Source organism: Lysinibacillus sp. BNK-21, assembly GCF_048684915.1.
Classification (GTDB): domain Bacteria; phylum Bacillota; class Bacilli; order Bacillales_A; family Planococcaceae; genus Lysinibacillus; species Lysinibacillus capsici.
In genome coordinates this window covers 2056254-2076130 of sequence record NZ_JBLQTS010000001.1, presented here as the reverse complement: position 1 = coordinate 2076130, position 19877 = coordinate 2056254, and the positions used below count along the sequence as shown (strand labels likewise).

Annotated in this window: 22 protein-coding genes; 5 read left to right on the top strand and 17 right to left on the bottom strand. The window is 37.2% G+C overall.

Going from position 1 to position 19877, the window contains the following annotated elements; all coding sequences use genetic code 11:
• Positions 1 to 268 precede the first annotated feature (268 nt).
• The gene (locus tag ACMGGO_RS10580) at positions 269 to 418 is read left to right on the top strand and encodes a hypothetical protein (protein ID WP_016992948.1); all 150 of its coding nucleotides are present in this window, start codon (positions 269 to 271) and stop codon (positions 416 to 418) included.
• Between the two features lie 87 nt (positions 419 to 505).
• On the opposite strand, the gene ACMGGO_RS10575 is transcribed toward ACMGGO_RS10580, so the two are convergent.
• From ACMGGO_RS10575 to ACMGGO_RS10560, 4 genes are all read right to left on the bottom strand, one after another.
• Positions 506 to 1324, bottom strand: a complete 819-nt coding sequence (locus ACMGGO_RS10575; RefSeq protein WP_374805559.1) for an SPL family radical SAM protein — start codon at positions 1322 to 1324, stop codon at positions 506 to 508.
• Between the two features lie 30 nt (positions 1325 to 1354).
• Positions 1355 to 1888 (bottom strand): methylated-DNA--[protein]-cysteine S-methyltransferase, encoded by a 534-nt coding sequence (gene adaB, locus ACMGGO_RS10570; protein WP_054550483.1) that lies wholly within the window; start codon positions 1886 to 1888, stop codon positions 1355 to 1357.
• Positions 1872 to 2492, bottom strand: coding sequence for a bifunctional transcriptional activator/DNA repair enzyme AdaA (locus tag ACMGGO_RS10565; RefSeq protein WP_259419463.1), 621 nt, complete (start codon positions 2490 to 2492; stop codon positions 1872 to 1874). Before ACMGGO_RS10565 ends, adaB begins: the two co-directional genes overlap by 17 nt.
• Before the next feature lie 85 nt (positions 2493 to 2577).
• Entirely contained in the window at positions 2578 to 3291 is a 714-nt protein-coding gene (locus ACMGGO_RS10560) for a 2OG-Fe(II) oxygenase (protein WP_281216397.1), read from the bottom strand.
• 162 nt (positions 3292 to 3453) lie between these two features.
• Between ACMGGO_RS10560 and ACMGGO_RS10555 the strand changes: the two genes are divergently transcribed.
• On the top strand, positions 3454 to 4365 hold the full coding sequence (locus tag ACMGGO_RS10555) for a DNA glycosylase (protein WP_420281881.1): 912 nt from the start codon (positions 3454 to 3456) through the stop codon (positions 4363 to 4365).
• A 123-nt stretch (positions 4366 to 4488) separates the two neighbouring features.
• On the opposite strand, the gene ACMGGO_RS10550 is transcribed toward ACMGGO_RS10555, so the two are convergent.
• Entirely contained in the window at positions 4489 to 5370 is an 882-nt protein-coding gene (locus ACMGGO_RS10550; RefSeq protein WP_420281880.1) for a LysR family transcriptional regulator, read from the bottom strand.
• 124 nt (positions 5371 to 5494) lie between these two features.
• Between ACMGGO_RS10550 and ACMGGO_RS10545 the strand changes: the two genes are divergently transcribed.
• Positions 5495 to 6394 carry a PhzF family phenazine biosynthesis protein gene (locus tag ACMGGO_RS10545; protein WP_420281879.1) on the top strand — a complete coding sequence of 300 codons (900 nt, stop codon included), beginning with the start codon at positions 5495 to 5497 and terminating at the stop codon, positions 6392 to 6394.
• A gap of 102 nt (positions 6395 to 6496) precedes the next feature.
• Here the strand turns inward: ACMGGO_RS10545 and ACMGGO_RS10540 are convergent, their stop codons facing one another.
• On the bottom strand, positions 6497 to 7381 hold the full coding sequence (locus ACMGGO_RS10540; protein WP_420281878.1) for a LysR family transcriptional regulator: 885 nt from the start codon (positions 7379 to 7381) through the stop codon (positions 6497 to 6499).
• Positions 7382 to 7485: 104 nt separating this feature from the next.
• On the opposite strand from ACMGGO_RS10540, the gene ACMGGO_RS10535 reads away from it, so the two are divergent.
• The gene (locus tag ACMGGO_RS10535) at positions 7486 to 8253 is read left to right on the top strand and encodes a sulfite exporter TauE/SafE family protein (RefSeq protein ID WP_259419469.1); all 768 of its coding nucleotides are present in this window, start codon (positions 7486 to 7488) and stop codon (positions 8251 to 8253) included.
• Between the two features lie 126 nt (positions 8254 to 8379).
• Here ACMGGO_RS10535 and ACMGGO_RS10530 read toward each other — a convergent pair whose 3' ends face one another.
• From ACMGGO_RS10530 to ACMGGO_RS10490, 9 genes are all read right to left on the bottom strand, one after another.
• Positions 8380 to 9132 carry an SDR family NAD(P)-dependent oxidoreductase gene (locus ACMGGO_RS10530; RefSeq protein WP_349531726.1) on the bottom strand — a complete coding sequence of 251 codons (753 nt, stop codon included), beginning with the start codon at positions 9130 to 9132 and terminating at the stop codon, positions 8380 to 8382.
• Between the two features lie 71 nt (positions 9133 to 9203).
• Complete coding sequence (locus ACMGGO_RS10525; protein ID WP_048393027.1) at positions 9204 to 9500, bottom strand: hypothetical protein; 297 nt, start codon at positions 9498 to 9500, stop codon at positions 9204 to 9206.
• Positions 9501 to 9558: 58 nt separating this feature from the next.
• Positions 9559 to 10074, bottom strand: coding sequence for a hypothetical protein (locus tag ACMGGO_RS10520; RefSeq protein WP_420281877.1), 516 nt, complete (start codon positions 10072 to 10074; stop codon positions 9559 to 9561).
• A 267-nt stretch (positions 10075 to 10341) separates the two neighbouring features.
• Positions 10342 to 11598 carry a DUF4179 domain-containing protein gene (locus tag ACMGGO_RS10515; protein ID WP_048393031.1) on the bottom strand — a complete coding sequence of 419 codons (1257 nt, stop codon included), beginning with the start codon at positions 11596 to 11598 and terminating at the stop codon, positions 10342 to 10344.
• Positions 11595 to 12095, bottom strand: coding sequence for a sigma-70 family RNA polymerase sigma factor (locus tag ACMGGO_RS10510; protein WP_115673645.1), 501 nt, complete (start codon positions 12093 to 12095; stop codon positions 11595 to 11597). Before ACMGGO_RS10510 ends, ACMGGO_RS10515 begins: the two co-directional genes overlap by 4 nt.
• Positions 12096 to 12258: 163 nt before the next feature.
• Entirely contained in the window at positions 12259 to 12621 is a 363-nt protein-coding gene (locus ACMGGO_RS10505; protein ID WP_420281876.1) for a hypothetical protein, read from the bottom strand.
• Between the two features lie 40 nt (positions 12622 to 12661).
• Entirely contained in the window at positions 12662 to 14101 is a 1440-nt protein-coding gene (locus ACMGGO_RS10500) for a PLP-dependent aminotransferase family protein (RefSeq protein WP_420281875.1), read from the bottom strand.
• A gap of 133 nt (positions 14102 to 14234) precedes the next feature.
• On the bottom strand, positions 14235 to 15524 hold the full coding sequence (gene hemL / locus ACMGGO_RS10495; RefSeq protein ID WP_420282322.1) for a glutamate-1-semialdehyde 2,1-aminomutase: 1290 nt from the start codon (positions 15522 to 15524) through the stop codon (positions 14235 to 14237).
• A 26-nt stretch (positions 15525 to 15550) separates the two neighbouring features.
• Positions 15551 to 16777, bottom strand: coding sequence for a benzoate/H(+) symporter BenE family transporter (locus ACMGGO_RS10490; RefSeq protein WP_349531729.1), 1227 nt, complete (start codon positions 16775 to 16777; stop codon positions 15551 to 15553).
• Between the two features lie 612 nt (positions 16778 to 17389).
• Here ACMGGO_RS10490 and ACMGGO_RS10485 point away from each other — a divergent pair.
• Positions 17390 to 18421 (top strand): S66 family peptidase, encoded by a 1032-nt coding sequence (locus tag ACMGGO_RS10485; protein WP_054550224.1) that lies wholly within the window; start codon positions 17390 to 17392, stop codon positions 18419 to 18421.
• A gap of 258 nt (positions 18422 to 18679) precedes the next feature.
• On the opposite strand, the gene ACMGGO_RS10480 is transcribed toward ACMGGO_RS10485, so the two are convergent.
• Together ACMGGO_RS10480 and ACMGGO_RS10475 are read right to left on the bottom strand one after the other, a co-directional pair.
• The gene (locus ACMGGO_RS10480) at positions 18680 to 19222 is read right to left on the bottom strand and encodes a pyridoxamine 5'-phosphate oxidase family protein (protein WP_054550225.1); all 543 of its coding nucleotides are present in this window, start codon (positions 19220 to 19222) and stop codon (positions 18680 to 18682) included.
• Between the two features lie 171 nt (positions 19223 to 19393).
• The gene (locus tag ACMGGO_RS10475) at positions 19394 to 19867 is read right to left on the bottom strand and encodes a flavin reductase family protein (RefSeq protein ID WP_048393159.1); all 474 of its coding nucleotides are present in this window, start codon (positions 19865 to 19867) and stop codon (positions 19394 to 19396) included.
• Between the last annotated feature and the right edge of the window lie 10 nt (positions 19868 to 19877).

The window sequence follows — 19877 nt, the reverse complement described above, 5'->3', positions numbered from 1 at the left end:
TATGCTTCAATTTTTAATCGACTACAATAATTATTTTCTCGTCTTGTCAATGTCGTAATTCAAACAGCGTGATAGCCCTTTTATAAACCACCTGCTATCATTATCAATTACTTCCTACCCTAGTTTGAACCGTAGAATTAAATTTGGATAATTTTCATTCATACTGTACTCCTTAATAAAGTAAAGCACATTACTTGAAGAATTAAATGTAAGTTCTACGGATAAAAAAACATCTTCCACTCACACTAATGGTGGAGGTGAGATGAAAATGGGAAATAATAAACATAAAAATAATAAAACGCAAGACAACAAAAAACAGCAGAATCAAAATCAAAATGCTAACAATGAGCGTAAAAACAGAGAAGAGTTTGCTGAAGAAGTAGATTTCAGTCAAATTCAAAATGAAAACAAACGTTAATCATACTATCATGTGAAGAAACCCTAATACTCACTTCAGTAAAGATGGGTATTGGGGCTATTTTTATAATCCATCTATTACAGCATTTTACGGCTCAAACCCAGCCTGACTTATATAAACATGATTTTCTGGAAAGATTTCAATAAATCGGTTGTATACTTTTTTTATTACATCTGGTCCATACCATTCTTCTAAACCAAGTTGGTCATATTTTTTCTCAATCTCAAGTTTTCTTGTGCGTTTTCCACCACTGCCATCTCCCATGAAGTAGTCATCTATACATATCCGATCGACGAGTTGCTTCAATTTCAAAGGAAAATATTCTCCACTTGGTAAAATGGGAGCGATAGCAACTTGGGTCGGTATGTCCGCAGCTGCTAATTTTTCCAATGTCTTAAAACGCGCTTGGATTGGAGGTGCCATTGGCGTAAAATGTTTACGTATCGTTTCCGAATCTGTCTCAATTGTCATACTTACCCGCACTTTTTCTTTAAATTGTCGCAGCAAATCAATATCTCGACTGACAAGTGGACTTCTCGTCTGTACAAATAAGAAATCAGGGGGATCCTCTAGCATAACCTCTAGTAAAGATCGCGTCACTTTTTCCTTATGCTCTATTGGCTGATACGGGTCTGTACTTGAGGACATAAAAATGGTTACAGGCCCTTTGGCTTTAGCACGATGAAGCTCCTTTTTTAATACTTTCGCCGCACCGTTTTTAACATCGACCCAACTACCCCATTCCCCTTCTCGAAAAAGAGATACAGGCATTTGACGTACATAGCAATAAGAACATCCAAATGAACAGCCTGTATAAGGATTGAGCGAATGCGTATAGCCAGAAAGAAAGCCAGTTCCTTTATTCAAAATGGTTTTTGGATGCTTATAGAATAATTCGCTTTTCATACGAAACCTCCATTCAATGTAAAGCAAGTATTACGCATTGCTAGATGAACCTCGCTTTTCAAGTTCCAAGAGCAATTTCTTCATTGCTAATCCGCCCCGATAGCCTGTTAAAGAGCCATTCTTTCCTGTTACACGATGGCACGGTACAGTAAGTAACACTGGATTAGCCCCAATAGCCGCTCCAACAGCACGAACAGCTGCTGGTTTATTGATAGCATGGGCAATGTCTGAATAGGATTTCGTCTGCCCATAAGGAATTTCACAAAGTGCTTGCCAGACTGCTAGCTGAAATGGCGTACCTACGTACTCAAATGGGATAGTAAAGGTTTGCCTCTTTCCTGCTAGATACTGAATGATTTCATTGACATAGGGTTCAAGCTTTTCCTCATCTTCAACAAAAGGACTTCCTGGAAAGCGTTTCTTCGCCCATTCAAACATTTCCTCGATTGGTTTGTTCTGTGAACCAACAAACACAAGGCCCTTGGAGGTAGCAGCAATATAAAAATGCCAATCCTCAAACTTGAGTAAAGACCAAAAAAGGGTTGGTTTATTTTTTATTTCCATCATTCATTTCCTCCATTTTTCTCATTTGACGAAATTGCGCTGGGGTCTCACCTGTTTTCTTTTTAAATAAAGTAATAAAATAGGGTGCATTCGCCATACCCACACATATGGCAATATCGCCTATTGCTTTATTCGTCTCAATCAAATACTTTTTAGCCGCGTGTACGCGAACTTGTTGTATATACTCAATGGGCGTCAAGCCTTTAATCTTTTTAAATGTTCGATGCATATGATAGGGACTCCCATGACAAATCATTGCTAATGATTCGAGCGTTAATTTTTCAGCGAAATTTTGATCAATGTATGCTGTGATAATATCAACCCACTCGCTATCAGGCAAATTTTCATTAGTAGGCTTGCAACGTTTACAAGGGCGAAAATTTGCTTGGAGTGCTTGTTCTGCGGTTGCAAAAATACATACATTCTCTTTTTTCGGAACGCGAGACTTACAGGATGGTTTACAGAATATCCCTGTTGACTTGACAGCATAAAAAAATTGATTGTTGTACGCTGTATCATTCGTGATAATGGCTTGCCATTTTTCATCTGTCATCATTTCTACATTATTCAAAATATCATTTTCATCATTCATAGGATCCAGCATTTATCTCACCTCTCCTTACAATATACTCCCTAAAAATTCACAATGTACAATTCTAGATATGGAATAGCAAGATATTGAAGTTTTTTTATTTAGAATCGTGAAAAATGATGCCAAGACCGTATCGTTCTCCAGCAGTAATCGTACTTACTCCATGACGAACCGTATGTTTATAATATCCCCTTTTCCCTAGAACAGGTCTATGGTTTGTAGGAAAGATGAGCGCACTGCCTTGATCTAACGTAATGACATGTCCCCTACTCTGAGCACGTGGAATTTGTTCCACTAGGAGGGATTCTCCACCAAAAAAGTCTTGTTCGCGTTGATTTAATACAAATACTACTTGAAACGGGAAGAACACATCGCCATATAAATCTTGATGCAAACAATTAAAGCCACCTGTTTCATACTTTAAGAGTAAAGGTGTCGGTCTAGTTTGTTCAAATTCTTCACAAGTGTTCAAAAAATCTTGAAGCTGAGCTGGAAACTGCGCTGTTTTCTTTAAATAACCTAACCATCGATTAGCTGTTTTGGCCAATTCTTGATAAAAGGACTCTCTTAGACTTTCGATAATTTCAGGCAATGGATAGGAAAAATATTTGTATTCCCCCTCCCCAAAGCGATACCTGGTCATATTAATGGTCGTTCTATATGGCTCTTCTGTACCATACAACCCTATTAAGAATTCACATTCCTCTTTTGTTAAAATTACTGGAAGCTTTGCAAATCCTTGCTTATCTAGTTCATGTTGAATGGAATCCCACTCCAAGCCGCCAACACGTGTTTGAATATCTTGGACCATTTTTATTCCCTCCTTAGCCTTCTTAATAAGTAACACTATAACCTCATCAATAGAAAAAAATAAGGCGTTTAGAATGGAATAGCAAGATAACAAAATGAGTAAAGCTACTTTTATGATAAAGTAAACTAACAAACTGTGTATGTTGAAAAGGAGAATGAAAAAGTGATATGGCATGACGTTGACGATGTGATGATCATTACCTTACCAGCAAATTTTGATATAAATGCAAATCTAGGCTATTTAACAAGAGAAAAAAATGAATGCCTGTATGAAATAGAGAACAATATCATCACAAAAGTGATAGCCATTGGAGAAATGCAGTCTTTAGTACAGATAAGCGTAATCGATAATCAACAAATGGTTGTTCAATTCCTAAATGGTTCTAGGCCTATTGAAAAGAGGGAGCGGGAAAAAATTGCAACATATATAATTGAATGGTTTGATCTTGATAACGATTTAACGCCATTTTATGAAATGGCAAATACAGATCCATTACTTAAAATACCTGCCCAAAAATTCTATGGATTACGAGTTATCGGCATTCCCGATTTATTTGAAGCGTTATGCTGGGGCGTTTTAGGGCAACAAATCAACCTTGCCTTTGCCTACTCTTTAAAGAGACAATTTGTAGAAAGCTTTGGCGATTCTATCGAATGGAATGGTAAAAAGTATTGGGTATTCCCTCCATACGAACGAATTGCACAGTTAGAACCTACTGATCTAGCAGCTATTAAAATGACGGTTAAAAAAAGTGAATATATCATTGGCATTGCAAGATTAATGGCATGCGGAGAATTATCGAAGGAACAATTAATGAAAATGAATTTTAAAGAGGCAGAAAAAAGCTTAATCAAAATACGAGGAATCGGACCTTGGACAGCCAATTACGTGCTAATGCGCTGCCTAAGGTTTCAGACAGCTTTTCCAATCGATGATGTAGGTCTGATTAATTCAATAAAAACATTACGTAATATGAACCAAAAGCCTACGAAAGAGGAAATTTTAGCGCTCTCGATACCATGGAAAAACTGGGAATCCTACGCTACCTTCTATTTATGGCGTGTTCTTTACTAAATATCATCACCTTGATTTGAGCATGTCTTGAAGAAATGAATCAAAACATGCTCTTACGTAGGTATGTTTTATGCTTCTACAAAAGCACAATGATGATGAACAATCGCAATGGACACAGAATTCTTATAGCTGTAATTCTTTAATACAATCCATGGTTGTTTTTATAAACTCTTTGACAGCGGGAAGGGGTTGCTTCTTTGAGCGAGTAATGATGCTTATTTCTCGGAAAGGTTCGGGTAAGAGAGGTTTTACAATGGTACCTGCTAAATTATAGGGTAAAGCTAGTTCTGGTATGATTGTAATGCCTAATCCTTCACGTACCATTGCAATGATTGTTTGATTTTCTTCCACATTAAACTCTATGTTTGGGGATACCTCTTGTTCCTGTAAAAACTTCTTAACACTCACTTCACATCCTAGCTGAGGCATAATAAAAGCCTCCCCTTGAAGTTCTTCCGCCTTTACTTGTTCATTTATGGCAAGATGATGATTAATCGGTACGATTGCTACTAATCTATCTCTTACTATGGTAGTAGCCTCCAAATGATCCATAGGGTTACTTAAAGATGTAAAACCTATATCCACTTTCCCCTCTTCTACCCAACGTGTAATTTGGTCATAGCTCCCCTCATAAAAGTTTATTTCAATTCCCTTAAACTCTCCTTTAAACCGTGATATGATTGTTGGCAACACTTTTGAAGCGAAACTTGAAAAGCTGCCAATATTTATTTTTCCGTTTTGTATTCCTAAAATAGATGCCGCTTCTTGTTTAATGCTTTCTGCTTCGGATAAGATATTTCTCATATTGTTGATGATACGTTCTCCACTATCTGTTAATGAGATGCCGTTTCTTCCTCTATTCAAAAGTTTAATACCGAGTTCTGACTCTAATGAAGCGATATTATGGCTTATGCCCGATTGTGTCATCGCCAATATTTCTCCTGCTTTTGTGAAATTCCCAATATCGACTACTTTGACGAATATTTCTATTTGCAAAAGGTTCACAAGCTAACCTCCGTATAAGATTTAACTTTCCATTCGACTTCCTCATGTTGATAATCAAAAACATGAATTTTACTTATCAATTCTATCATACTACAATAATCGTAGAATGAAGGAGGAGATAGCAATGAAAAAAGTGGTAGAGTTTTTTTATGTTGATGCATTCACCACAGAAACGTTTGGAGGAAATCCAGCTGGCGTCATACCTCATGCAGAAAATTTAACAGATGAGGAAATGCTAAACATAGCCAATGAATTAAACCTTTCGGAAACGGCCTTTCTTTTACCATCAACAAATGTAAATGCAGATTATCAAATAAAATATTTTACTCCTACAAAAGAAGTTGACTTTTGCGGTCACGCTACGTTAGGTACAGCATGGTTAATGGCTAATAAGTACAATTGGATTGATAAGGACGAGAAAATAATTTTTGAATCAAACATTGGACTAATTCCTGTAAAATGGATTACGGAAAACAATCACTTAAAGAACGTGTCCATGACTCAAGTACGTCCCCATGTAAAAAGTATAGACATTAGCCCTGAAGTCGTTGCGGACCTTGTCGGTTTAGAGGAAACGGACATTGATGATCGATACCCGATAAAAATAGCGAACACAGGGGTCCCACATCTTATGGTTCCCGTTAAAACACGTCAAGCAATTGATCAAGCAGAACCTAAATTAAATGAGCTTAAAAAGATGAACAATCATTTTAACATATCAACCACTCACCTCTTTACCTTTGACACAAATGGGGAATTTGATATTTATACAAGAGATTTTTGCCCAAATATAGGGATCGATGAAGATCCAGTTACAGGGGCAGCAAACGGTGCATTAGGTGGTTATTTATATCTAGAAAATATACTAGCTCCACAAGAAAAACATCAATTAGTAATTGGGCAAGGACATACGATTAATAGACCTGGGACTCTTTATGTCACGATCACACCTGATGGGGAGAATGCTGTTATTGAAGTAGCAGGAGCAGCAGTTGTTTCAATAGAGGGAAAAATACTTTTATAATAATATTTTTCTGAATTTTCTGTGTTAATTATCATCATAAATAAACTTCTCTAAATTCTTCACTTAAATTTAGAGAAGTCTTATTTATGCCAAATAAAGTGGTTAGTTTAATGCATTTAAATGCGTTTTTAAGTATTGCAAAAATGGTTGCTCCATGAGATCGGTTTTTCGAGAACAAATAAATAAACTTTGCTGAATAGCTGCCTGCTCAACATACACTTGAGCCAGTTTCCCGTTTGCTATACTTTCATCTACACTATAGGACGGAGCTAAAGTCATGCCGTACCCCGCTTCCACTACTTTTATGGATTCGTGTAAGCCCTGCATCTGAAGCCCTAATTTAGGTAATGGCGCATTAAATGTGTAAAAAATGGACTCCAATAAATCGAGTGTCGAGCTACCACGTTCCCGATAAATAAAGTCCTCGTTCGATAATTCATAGATGGAGACAGTTTGATTTGCTAGAGGATGTGAAGGATGGACTATAAACCAAAACGGGATATCCAATACCTTTTCAAATTGTAAATCTTCATGACCAAATTTACTTTGAACGACAAAGCCAAAATCTACTTCATAATTCAGAACTTGCTCCTCCACAGATTGAACATTGCCTAACGATACAAAAAATTCAATTTGAGGATGCGCAAGCTTGTATTTAGCTATGATAGGCGGAAGTATATAATTAATAGGGATGTAAGAAGACGCAATATGTATTTTGTCTTCCTTTGCTAAAAACTTACCAAGCTTCTCATCGATTTGTGCTTCTAAGTAAAATAAACGCATGCCTTGCTCGTATAAAAACTTCCCCTCTGGCGTTAATTGAATTCCACGCCCTTTACCTTCAATCAATTTTGCCCCTATTTCATTCTCTAATTTTCGAATTTGTATGGTAACAGCAGGTTGACTTAGTAGTATACTATTCGCCGCTGCAGTAATTCCCCCAAGCTTGGCTACATTCGTAAAGATCCTCAATGCATGTAAATTCATTCCATTCCAACCTTTCTATCCATAAATAATATTTATGAATAAGCAATAATTATATATTTGTTTTATGTATAGTTTACCAGTAATTTAAGTATTGAGGTGATTGAATGGAAATTTTACTACATGAATGGTTAACAGTAAAAGGAGTTATTTTATTTACAATTGGTTTACTCGCAGCCATAATAGGCGTTCTTTTTGGTGCAGCAGGCTTTATTTTGATGCCTTCATTGTTACTCGTCGGCATTCCAATTCACACAACCGTTGCCGTTAATAAATTTGCGACAGGCTTATCAGCCCTATCAAATGTTGTTTCATTTGTCATAAAAGGACATTTATCTGTAAAAAAGTATTTTTCTTTCATGTTTGTTGCTAGTATAGGTGGTGTATTTGGGGCATTATTCGCAATCCTCTTATCAGAACAAATCATGAATGTCGTCGCTTGTATAAGCTTAATTTTTGCATTTCTGATTGTCCTTTGCAGTAATAAATGGATTGTCAAAGATGTAAAAGAAACAGAGGAACAACCCTTGAACAAGCTTATTCCATTTGCAATTTCCATATATGACGGTGGTTTTGGACCAGGCTCAGCTCTAATGAATATAACCTATTTCTTGAAAAAACAATACCATTATTTAAAAGCAGTCGAGTTAACGAGAATGCTCTCGTTATCAAGCTGTACAGGTGCTTTTCTCTTTTATTACTTTACTGGCATTGTTAATTGGGGAATTGCTATCCCTGTGTCACTTGGCTCTATTGCTGGCTCTTTCTTAGGTTTAAAGATCGTTCCGTATATCCAAACAAAATGGATTCAAATTATTTTACCAATCATTTTTTTGTTCTTAATTGTTCAAGTAGTGTCGGATTTAATAAAATAAGCGAAACAAGTCCTACCTTTTTTGCCCCCAAATTTAAGGACATCTAAGGTGGAGCTTGTTTAGAATCCGAAATTTACGACTGTTAGTATAATAGACGAAAGCAATAATAATTTGCCTATTTTTTATTTATCTACCGCCACTCACATGTATAATTTCTCCAAGGATGTAATTTGAGGCATCAGAAGAAAGGAAGGCAATTACTTCTGCTATCTCTTTAGGCGCTGCAGCTCGTTTAATTGGTACAGAGGAAGCCATTCGTTCAAGCCGATTGTCGCCAGGAGCAAATTTTTCGTGAAAGGGTGTTTCGACCATTCCAGGAGCTACCCCGTTCACGATAATTCCATATTCAATTAATTCTCTGGACATACCAATCGTCATTGTATTGATAGCTCCCTTAGCAGATGCATAATGAATACTTTCCCCTGCTCCACCAATACGTGCTGCTGCAGAAGAGACATTAATAATTTTTCCGCATTTCTTCGGAATCATATGTCTTAATACTTCTTGAGAGCATAAGAGCACACTATTGACATTTAGCTTGAATGTTTCTTCCCATAGCTCTTCACTCATCTCCATAAAAGTACTTTGACGGATGCCGCCTCCAGCGTTATTCACTAAAACATCAATCGTGCCGAATGTAGAAATAGCCTGCTCAATCATTGCGTTCACTTCTTCTTTATTCACAATATTAGCTTGAATAGCAATGGCGTCTCCACCTTGTTCTTGAATTCGTTGGACAGCTTCGTTGGCACCTTCCACATTTGTATGATAATTGATAATTACTTTAGCCCCGTATTTTGCCACTAGCTCAGCCGTGGCAAATCCAATCCCAGAGCTTGCACCTGTGATAAGAATAACCTTTCCTGACAAGTTATGCATAGCGTCCCCCCTAACGTTTTTAATAGTAATTCGTTCATAAACAACTAATGCTCACGCACCACGATAGTTAATTATATGGTTCTACTACTAGTATATTTTTTAATGATCGTAACTAAAATCGCCAGAATAAATACAATCAAACTATTAATGAGTAAATAATAGGCAATGTTCAATCCATAGAATAATGCAAAGGGATCACGAATAATAATTAGTGCTAATACACTTCCTAGTCCACCAAATACACCTGCCAGTAGTAAAATGATAAAAGCAGCATTATATAGATTTTTCTTTTTTTTGTAGAATACAAACCCAATCACATTTGCAACAACAATTAAAAAGCCTATCAGTATGAAGAAAAAACCTTCCATTCAGCTCCCTCTTTTCAAAACGATTTTGTCATGGGATAACTATTTCTTCCCCCTTGAATTAAAGTGGTCCACCCTCAAAACCAATAGGCCAACCATTTTCTTTAAATTTCACTTTATACTGAAACTCAAAGTGACCCTCATAAATAAAATCTAAACTAAAGCCTGAAAAGATATAACTATCGAAGTTAGCCATATTTCCAAAGCTTATTGTGGATAAATAATAACTGTTTATTTCTTGATTAGGAAAAAACTTATGTAAATACGCCAATGCGCGGCTTATATGTAAATGGAGTTCATCGAAAATTCTTTCTGCTAGTTCGATTATTCTCACCTCAGGATTTTCATTATTTCCTTGGATAATAATCTCTACATCCTCCCATTCCCCAATATTCATGCTGTATAACCACTGTTCCTGAATAAGATACTTTTCTTTATTGTATACAGGGGGATTGACTAGGTTTATTTTATTGATGTCATCTTTAGTCAACGGTTTTGCAAGAATAAGCTTATTATGCAAAATGTCTTTGATATTAGAGACCATATATTTTGATTTGTTTAATTCTAAAGAGTCCATTTTCCACCTCCGTTTAAAGTAATTATACCATCATCGCTCTACAACCATTGTAAGTTCAAAAAGAAAAAAGAGCTAGCTATGTAACTAATTCTAGAAAAGATAACCGCTTCGAATCTAAACATATCGTTACCTCTGTTTTGACTAAATCAAGTGCCTCTTTAATCTATCATCTATCAAGTTGTTCAGAAAAGAAGCCCCCAATCCTTGCAGTCAAAATAGCAAAACAGCTATTCAAAAAGGTTCGTCTTTTTGAACAGCTGCTGCATTTTATTGCAATGGAATGTTTACTTCAATATTTTCACCAATCGGATTAGGGTAATAGTTTAAATATAGCTTAGCTTTTCCATTATATTCTTCAAATTGTGATGTCTCCACTACATACTGCTCGTCTCGAGAAATAGTCAAACTTTTGAATTCTAATGGCGTGCCATCTTCTTTTATGGCGTCAGAGAGCATTAATAATTTGCCTTCATTATTTTTTTTCATCTTAACTGCTACACTTTGCTGCACTATTGAAATGTCCCCCTTAAAATAAGTAGGCTTCGTGATTATCTCTTTTGTGCCAAAATCAACTTCGATAAAATCCTCACCCTTTGGCACAGCTTGAACGGCGCCAATCATAACCGTCAATGACGCTGGATCATCGAAATAATTACTTTGCAAATAGAGCGTAAATTTGCCATCGCGAATATTCCCGTCTGTTGAAATGTCATTTCTAATACTTTCTCTACGTTCACCGCTTTCTGTCATGATGGCAACATCATCTAGCGCTAATAGTTGCATTGTATTATCTTTGGCTACCTCAATATCGAGTGCCACTTTTAATGGCGAACGGCGAATTTGTGTAATCGTAAATTTCTGCCCATTGACATCGATCGTACGATTTGCAGTAAAAATTTTCTCCTTTGCGATCTCGTTTTTCAGTGAAAACGGTAAAGATATTACAATGTTACCTTTCTCTTCATCCTGAAAGTGAAAAACTGCTTTAAAATCCTTGGAAGTATAGGCGATAGGCTTTAAAAAACTATATTTCACGGATGAAGAGATGTATGTTTGATTGCTAGCATTCATGGTAAACGTACAGCCGCATTCAATCTCCTCAGCTCCTTGAAACAATTGAACTTTCTCTAAGTTTAATTTTGAAATATCAAATGAGGCATCAGCGTCATAGAACAGGACAAATCCTAAATTGTCGGCAATCACGCCCTGCAATGTAAGTGCTAGACCTTTTCTAGATTGCGTCACATTGATTTCTTCATAGTATTCATGGTCTACAATATCTTTTATTCCTTTATCTATTGCAATCGCTGTTACAATTGCTTGAAAGCCGGGTATTTTGGCAACTTGGCTAGCAATCGTTGGCGAGACGCGAATTGAAAAGAGAAGGCTTAGGCAAAGCATGGAGATGCATGCAACCGAAACAATGCGCTTCTTTCTTCTTTTTTCTCGTTGAACCTTTCGAAACATGTCCATGCGAACTTGTTGCAGTTTCTCCTTTGGAACGTCAATTAATGGTTTACTCATAGCCAGTCCTCCTTCTCTCTAGCAAAGCTTCTAAGCTTCTTTAAAATGTGATGAAGCTTCGATTTCACAGTACCCTCAGGAATTTGATTGAGCTCAGCAATTTCTTTATTTTTTAGTTGCTGGAAATACTTCATATAGACGAGTTGCTGCTCTGACAAAGATAAATGTTCCAATAATCTCTCCATATCTGAGTAGATGACCCATTCAGATAAGTGGTGTTCCTCAATCTGAACAGTCGGCGGACGTTTTCGTAAATGGTCTTTACAGCAATTGATTAAGACGCGCACAAGCCATGTTCTGGCATATTCGTGCTGTTGAACGGTATGCATTTTTTTGAGTGCCTTGTAAACAAGCTCCTGCATCACGTCCATAGCATCTTGCTCATTTTTCATATATGTAAAGGCCATGCGATATAAAATATCCTCATCCATTTCAATCAGTGAAAGTATCGCTTCTTGATCTCCACGTATAGCACGCTGCTCTAATTCAAATTTCATCCTTTTTCGCCTCCTTCTCTCATTAGACTCAACATTGTTGCATTTCGTTCAAAATTTTTGAAACTTTTCAGGGAACTGTCATTCATCTCCCCATTAATAGTAAGAAGCGATTGCTCTAATTGAACAATCGCCTCTTCCCCTTACCTGTATGTATTGGTAAAAATTAAACACCATAATGAATCATCCATTTATCTTGTTTTATTGCTTCAGCTATTTTTTTGATTAATTCTTCAAGTTCTGCAGATTGGTATTCGACATTGGCTTCACTCACCATATTTAAAAATTGTATATGAGAGCTTGGTGGTATCAAGGTTATCCCCCAATAGGCGAGACTTTTAAATGACCTATTTGTGTTGTGTGCAAAAGTTTCGAGGTGATGTATTTTTTTGCCAAAATCCTTAGAAAGCAGTTCATCAAAGAGGTCACCATCTACACCAATGCAATTGTATTTTTCAGGTTCATAAGCAGCATACTCCTTGTCTTTTTCTATACAAGCAATGATTCCAAACTCATGAATGTATGGCATAGTATCGCAACCCCCAATTCCCTTTATGCCCAGCTAATGATTACGTTTCTTGCAAGAGGATCTTTGCAAGACGAAAAATGCCTTCCTCAATGGCTTGCTCATCAATTTTAGCAAAGCCTAGTACCCATCCTTTTCGAGTATTTTCTAAGCAATACTTGCTCAGTGGATAAACACGTATCCCATTTTCGAGTGCGAGGTTCGTCATTGCTTCTTCATCAAACGATTCTTCCGCCTCAAGAAGCATATGCAAACCCGTTTCAATGCCACTTAGCTTGAAACGCTCGGCTAGTCCTGTCGCCATAATTGCCTTTGTCATCGCTTCATGTCTACGTCGATAGACATTTCTGGCTCTCCTCATATGACGCATAAAATGACCGTGCTCAATAAAATGAGCAAGCGTTAATTGCTCCATAATGGGAAGATGCCGATAGGTTAATTGTTGTACTTGCGCAAGCTGGCGAATAGCATCTTTGGGGCCGATAACAGCCGATATTCGTATGCCAGGAGCAACCATTTTAGAAAAACTCATCATATATAATGTGTTGTGAGGTTGTTGGCTAAACAAGGTAGGAAGCGGGCCACCTCGATACCTGAACTCACCATCATAATCATCTTCTACAATCCAGAATTGATTTTTCGCGGATTTTTGCAGCAATTGTTGTTTGCGTGGCTCAGACATTATGACACCAACCGCACATTGGTGAGAAGGTGTAACAAAAATAAGCTTGGTTTGTGGATCAATCTGCTCTACTTGAACGCCATACTCATCCACGGGTACAGCAACAACATTCATACGCCGATATTTCATGGTCATCCAGGCTGCCGGAAAGCCTGGATCTTCAACAGAAACCGTTTCTCCTTCCTTAAGAAGGGCTTGGGCAATCAGATCGATGCTATGCTGGGCGCCAGAGGTTAATATGATTTGGTCAATCTCTACATGTACACCTCTTTCAAATGTCAGGTAACGTTGAATCTGTTCACGGAGCGGTGTGAAACCGTAGGCATCGCCATAGCCCCAATTGGTCAGATCTGTTTCTGCTGAAGCCTGTAAAAACGATTGTCGCCAAGTTTTTCGGAAATGCTCGTCCAAATACGGCTCATGGGGACAAAAATCGATTGAGACGTTTCCATTTTCTTTGCCTCTAAACCAACTGTTTAATTCATCAACTGCCACGTTTAATAAAGGTAATGTTGGCGTAGATGGTCCTTGAGGAATCACCTCTTCTGCCAAGTTGGTTTTAAACCCCCATTCACTTACTCTTGTTCCTCCACGCCAATTTGTCACAGTATACCCTCGACTAAATAATTCCTCATAAACAATTTGTATGGTTGAGCGTGAAACACCTACTAATAAGGCGAGTTCTCGGGATGGAGGAAGTAACTCCCCTGGTGGCCATTTGCCTGTTGTAATATGATGAATAGCTTGGTCAAGTAACTGTTGCCATATAGGATTTTTATTGTCTCGGTTAACTTGTAACATTCAATTCACTTCCAGTTAGAATAGGGATTGTTAAAATATGCGAAAATTAATCGTTTTGTACCGTCAATAAGTATTATACTATCAAATCGATCATTTTATAGATATAGGATGTTTGTAGTCCACTTTGCATCATCTAATTACACGCCATCCTTTTAAAGGCTACATCTGCAGCATGAATCGTTCTATCAATATCATGTATGGAATGAGCAGTCGAGATAAATATGCTTTCATATTGAGAAGGAGGTAGAAGTATACCCTGTTTAAGCATTTCTTTATAAAAACGGCGAAACATCTCAGCATCTATTTTTTGAGCATCATCAAAATTTTGTAAGGGATGATCAATGAATGCGTAGCCAATCATTGTCCCAGCTTTCGTTGTTTTAAGTGGAATATGATTGTTATGAGCTACTTTTGATAAGCCTTGAATAAGCCGCTCTGCTAACGCTTCGATATACGTATAACTGTTATGATTTAATTTATTGATTGTGGTATACCCTGCTACCATAGCGATTGGATTACCCGATAAGGTTCCAGCCTGATAAATACTACCTTCAGGTGCAATGTGATTCATGATTTCTTTTTTTCCACCATATGCCCCAACAGGCATCCCTCCACCAATGATCTTTCCTAAACATGTTAAGTCTGGTTTTATGTTATAAAGCCCTTGAGCAGAGTGGTAATCTATACGAAAACCAGTCATGACCTCATCGAGTATAAATAGTCCACCATACTTTGTAGTGAAAGAACGTATTGCTTGAAGAAATTCAGGGTTAGCTGGTATTCCCGCCATATTGCCTGCAAACGGTTCTACGATGACTGCTGCTATTTGTGAGCCATATTTATCAAAGATCTTTTTCAGGACTTCGATATTATTATAAGGTATGGAGATTGTATGCTTAGTGATCTCTATAGGTACACCCAGACTATCAGGAAGGCTGAAGGTAGCAATTCCTGAGCCTGCCTTTACTAATAGATGATCACTGTGCCCATGATAGTTTCCATCAAATTTCACAATCATGTCTTTGCCAGTAAAGCCTCTAGCTAGTCTAATGGCGCTCATTGTCGCTTCTGTACCCGAATTAACCATTCGAATCTTCTCTATGGAAGGTATGCGAGTAGCTATTAATGTTGCCAGCTTATTTTCTTGTAAAGTTGGCAATCCAAAACTTGTCCCCCTCTTGATGGCTTCAAGAAGTGCATCTGAAACTTCCTTATCTGCATGTCCATGAATTAATGGCCCCCAAGATAGAACATAATCTATATAGCGATTGCCATCAATATCATATATGTTTGAGCCTTTCCCGTGACTCATAAAAATTGGCTCCATCCCAACTGATTGAAATGCTCTCACTGGGCTATTTACCCCACCAGGCATAAGTTTTTTTGCTATTTCGAAGGCTTCTATTGATTTTGTCGTATCGATGTTAAAAACCACCTTTCGTAGTGATATTATCTTTGTCTAATTTGTTGTCCCTCATTTATACTTTGCTGTTTTCTGAGCAATGGAACATTCATTAATAAATGGGCGCCCAAACCAGCTACAAGCCCCCAAAATGCCCCGCCAACTCCAAGTAAAGTAACATTTGCGGCTGTTGCCAAAAAAGTAATGAGTGCTGTTTCGCGTCCAATAGGATTTGTTAAAGCATTGGCAAGGCTACTACCAATTGTGCCTAGCAACGCTAATCCCGCTAATGTTGCAATGAACGTAGCTGGGAGAATTAAAAACAATGCAGCCAATGTTACCCCAAAAATTCCGACAATTATATAAAAAATGCCACAAACAATACCTGCAATATAACGTTTTCTTGAATCCTCATGAGCGTCCTTCCCCGTACAGATGGCTGCTGTAATTGCTGCTATGTTAAAAGCATGCGATCCAAAGGGTGCTGTCAGGAGTGATCCCAATCCTGTTACAATCAAAATCGGATTGGCACTCGTTTTAAATCCATCATTTCGCAACACTAACATGCCTGGCATGTACTGTCCTGTTAAGGTAATAATAAAAAGCGGCAAAGCGACACCCAATAATGCATGTAGAGAAAACGTTGGCGCAACAAATACAGGAGACGCGAAGGCTAACTCGATATGGCTGAAATCTACCTGCCCCATACTTATTAAATAAATCAAGCCAATGACTAGAATACCGACAATTGCATAGCGAGATGTAAACCTTCTTAGTACGATATACGTAGTAAACAGGACGATGACAAGTAAAGGTTCCACTTTCGCACCACCAAAGGCTGAAATACCAAATTGTAATAAAATACCTGCCAGTAGACCTGACGCAATACCTGGAGGAATAAGTTGGACAAAACGTTCGAACATGCCTGATAAACCTAACAAAACAAATGCTATTGCAGAAATAATATAAGCTCCAATGGCTTCAGCATATGGGGTAACAGCTAAAGCCGAAACAAGAAACGCCACGCCTGGTGTTGACCAAGCTGTAATAATGGGTTCACGATACCGGTAACTTAGCCAGATACCCGTTACCCCCACACCAATGGAAATCGACCATATCCATGATGCAGTCATTTCTGGACTTAGACCGGCAACCTTGGCAGCCTGAAACACCAAGATAAAAGTGCCCCCATAGTTAACTAAGACAGATATAAAAGCAGCGATGGTGGGCGACAGGAAATCACGTACATTCAGTGAAACGGATGTTGAGTTCATACACTTTCCTACCTTTCTACAAATTATTTTAATCTCTTCTTCATACTAGGAATTCATCACGTATTCTCGTCCTTTAAGGACTGTTCCCTTGTGGAATGTCGTTTTCCTATTGTCATTAGCCCTCTTTATGTAACGTGTCATTCCATTAAAATTTCAATTTGCTTGATTCCAAGTAACGCTTTACTTGCCGCTATTTGATAAAATGTCAATCTACCTGAACTAAACAGTAGCACTTCCCCTCCTTGCTAATAAATGAACGGTCTTAGCATAACGTAATACGGATTGATAAAAAACATCCAAAACTACGAATTTTAGCAGTCCATAAAATTAGGTACAATAAAAAAACACTATCCTTATATTGTAGTTTTAAAAAAGAATTGAACGTTTAAAACAAAGATTGATCATTCATTTTAAAGTTTGATTAAAAATCCTGTGTTGCTATGTAGGATTTTTTTGTTCAACAAACGGGCCAGATTGTGAAATAAAATCATTTTGTGCAATGTTATCAAACAAGGATTTAGTAGCTTATTTAACATAAATGATAGACTGTTTAAAAATTTCCATTAATATGTTATTTTTAATGAAATTAAATCTAATTTGAGGTGAATTTAAATGTTATTAAAGCCAAATAAACTCCAGCAAGGAGATTATATCGCCACAATAAGTCCTTCTTGGGGAGGTGCTGGAGATCCAGAATTAAAATGGCGTTATGAACAAGGCGTAAAAAGACTTGAAGAGGTTTTTGGACTGAAAGTTATAGCAATGCCAAATAGCTTGAAAGGTGCAGATTATCTAGACAAAAATCCAAAAGCACGTGCAGAGGACTTAATGATGGCTTTTAAGGACCCCAAGATTAAAGCTATTATTGCAAATATTGGTGGAGATGATAGTGTTCGTTTACTCCCTTACATTGATTTTGAGGTTATAACTAAAAATCCTAAAATTTTAATGGGTTATTCAGATGTAACGATTGCTCATTTATTTTGTTTGAAGGCGGGTATATCTTCATTTTATGGACCAGCAATTTTAACCGATTTTGCAGAAAACGTTGAAATGAACTCATATACCGTTCAATCTATTCAGAAAACGCTATTTTCTAATGAAGTAATAGGTGAAATTGTTCCTTCTGTAGAATGGACAAGTGAGCATTTAGAATGGATAGAATCAAATAAAAATCAAAAACGCACAATGCAACCTAATAAAGGATACGAATTGCTGCAAGGTAAAGGTATAGTACAGGGACGTTTAATAGGAGGGTGCATTGAAGTACTAGAGTTTGCTAAAGGTACCGTGCTATGGCCTGAAGAAAAATACTGGGAAAATTGCATCCTTTTCTTTGAAACATCTGAAGATCAACCGGAGCCTAACCTACTTAGATATTGGTTGAGAAACTACGGTGTACAAGGTATTTTACAAAAAGCAAACGGAATTATATTTGGTAAACCACAAGATGAAAAGTATTTCGAAGAATATAAAGAAGAGATTTTAAAAGTGATGGGAGAATTTAACTTGGAGGATACACCAATTCTATACAATATGAACTTTGGACATACTGAACCAAAATTCATTTTACCTCTTGGTGCATTAGCAGAAATTAATTGTAATACAAGCTCTTTTACTATTTTAGAAAACGCTGTACTGTAAGATGTTAGCGGCTTTTTGGGATGAATAAGGATATTCAATAATCGGGCGCAATTTTGGAACAACATAGCTAAAAAATGTTCAAACTTTTTTATAAAAATCTCATACTTATCTATAGAGAGTAACTCCATTTTGAGCAATCTTTTTTCAAAATGGAGTTTTTGATGTTGCTATTAGATAAGGATTAAGGGATGGGATATTTTTTAATCCATCTTTATTCTAGTTTACAGTGATTTGATTTACCAATTTCTAAAACCAATACTATGTATGTGGGATTTTCTCAATATTGAACATCTCCCCTAAGGCAATTGGATTTTCTTTCGCGGTAATATGTTGAGGATCAATACGGTAAACTTGAACAGGCCCTCCGAAAACGGCTGATCGATATTTATCCACGTGTTGCTGGGATAAGGGGCGATTATAGTAACCAGGTACATATTTATTTATCATTTCTTGCAACATGTGTGTCGCTTCATTCAAATCCAAAATAGGCTGAGCCTTGCCAAAAACCATGACACTCATATAAGCCGTGTCCGTTTTTGCAGGTACTGGATTTGTAATGGTTCCATATTCATCGCAAACCGTAAAGCAAACCTCTGGGTTCTCTTCCATCACTTGATTTCGTCTCCCGCCAGTGGCTCCATGGAAATAAAGCACTCCATTTGTCCACACAAAATTAAGGGGGACAACATACGGCAAATGACCATCAACCATACCCAAATGCCCAATGCGAGCTTGCTGCAAAAATGCATCAATTTTGTTCTTGTCCAACACTTCTCTTACTTTATAACGTACCTTATCCATTGTTATCACTCCTACTTATAGTATGATGTGATTTTATCAACCTTTGGATTGAATAAAAACGTCCATAACTACAGCAATTAAGCAATCCATTTTCCAACTTGAAACAAAGACAAAACCACCGTTCAACAAAGAATGCTCAAACGATGGTTCTACTTTTTAGGAGATAGGTAATTATAAGCTTATTGGCTGACTAACTTTGCTATATTTGCCTTCAAAGAACGCAAGTGGTGAACCATCACTCATCTCAATATCGGTTACCTCTCCAATAAAGAGTGTATGGTCTCCTGCAATTTGTTTGCTATGAACATTACATACAATATTTGCTAATGCATTTTTTAATACCGGTAGTCCATTCACCCAGTCAAATTCAACTTCACGTTCTTCTTTAATTTGTCCTGCAAAATGCATGGATAGCTCTTTTTGTTCCTCTGATAATATATTCACAGCAAATTTGCCTGAAGTATTAATCTTATCTAGCATTCTAGCTTTTTCGCCAATGGATATTAAGACTAATTTCGGGTCAAGCGAAACGGACATAAATGCGTTTGCTGTCATACCGTGTGCTTCCCCTTCAATCACAGTCGTAATTACTGTTACCCCTGTAGCAAATTTACCCATTGCATTTCTAAAAGTTCTATCATCCATCATGTTATTT

Bases quoted from the DNA above. Each gene is read 5' to 3' on its own strand.
- ACMGGO_RS10580 (WP_016992948.1), top strand. From the start codon at position 269: ATGGGAAATAATAAACATAAAAATAATAAAACGCAAGACAACAAAAAA.
- ACMGGO_RS10575 (WP_374805559.1), bottom strand. From the start codon at position 1,324: ATGAAAAGCGAATTATTCTATAAGCATCCAAAAACCATTTTGAATAAA.
- adaB (WP_054550483.1), bottom strand. From the start codon at position 1,888: ATGGAAATAAAAAATAAACCAACCCTTTTTTGGTCTTTACTCAAGTTT.
- ACMGGO_RS10565 (WP_259419463.1), bottom strand. From the start codon at position 2,492: ATGCTGGATCCTATGAATGATGAAAATGATATTTTGAATAATGTAGAA.
- ACMGGO_RS10560 (WP_281216397.1), bottom strand. From the start codon at position 3,291: ATGGTCCAAGATATTCAAACACGTGTTGGCGGCTTGGAGTGGGATTCC.
- ACMGGO_RS10545 (WP_420281879.1), top strand. From the start codon at position 5,495: ATGAAAAAAGTGGTAGAGTTTTTTTATGTTGATGCATTCACCACAGAA.
- ACMGGO_RS10540 (WP_420281878.1), bottom strand. From the start codon at position 7,381: ATGAATTTACATGCATTGAGGATCTTTACGAATGTAGCCAAGCTTGGG.
- ACMGGO_RS10535 (WP_259419469.1), top strand. From the start codon at position 7,486: ATGGAAATTTTACTACATGAATGGTTAACAGTAAAAGGAGTTATTTTA.
- ACMGGO_RS10530 (WP_349531726.1), bottom strand. From the start codon at position 9,132: ATGCATAACTTGTCAGGAAAGGTTATTCTTATCACAGGTGCAAGCTCT.
- ACMGGO_RS10525 (WP_048393027.1), bottom strand. From the start codon at position 9,500: ATGGAAGGTTTTTTCTTCATACTGATAGGCTTTTTAATTGTTGTTGCA.
- ACMGGO_RS10520 (WP_420281877.1), bottom strand. From the start codon at position 10,074: ATGGACTCTTTAGAATTAAACAAATCAAAATATATGGTCTCTAATATC.
- ACMGGO_RS10515 (WP_048393031.1), bottom strand. From the start codon at position 11,598: ATGAGTAAACCATTAATTGACGTTCCAAAGGAGAAACTGCAACAAGTT.
- ACMGGO_RS10510 (WP_115673645.1), bottom strand. From the start codon at position 12,095: ATGAAATTTGAATTAGAGCAGCGTGCTATACGTGGAGATCAAGAAGCG.
- ACMGGO_RS10505 (WP_420281876.1), bottom strand. From the start codon at position 12,621: ATGCCATACATTCATGAGTTTGGAATCATTGCTTGTATAGAAAAAGAC.
- ACMGGO_RS10500 (WP_420281875.1), bottom strand. From the start codon at position 14,101: ATGTTACAAGTTAACCGAGACAATAAAAATCCTATATGGCAACAGTTA.
- ACMGGO_RS10490 (WP_349531729.1), bottom strand. From the start codon at position 16,777: ATGAACTCAACATCCGTTTCACTGAATGTACGTGATTTCCTGTCGCCC.
- ACMGGO_RS10485 (WP_054550224.1), top strand. From the start codon at position 17,390: ATGTTATTAAAGCCAAATAAACTCCAGCAAGGAGATTATATCGCCACA.
- ACMGGO_RS10480 (WP_054550225.1), bottom strand. From the start codon at position 19,222: ATGGATAAGGTACGTTATAAAGTAAGAGAAGTGTTGGACAAGAACAAA.
- ACMGGO_RS10475 (WP_048393159.1), bottom strand. From the start codon at position 19,867: ATGGATGATAGAACTTTTAGAAATGCAATGGGTAAATTTGCTACAGGG.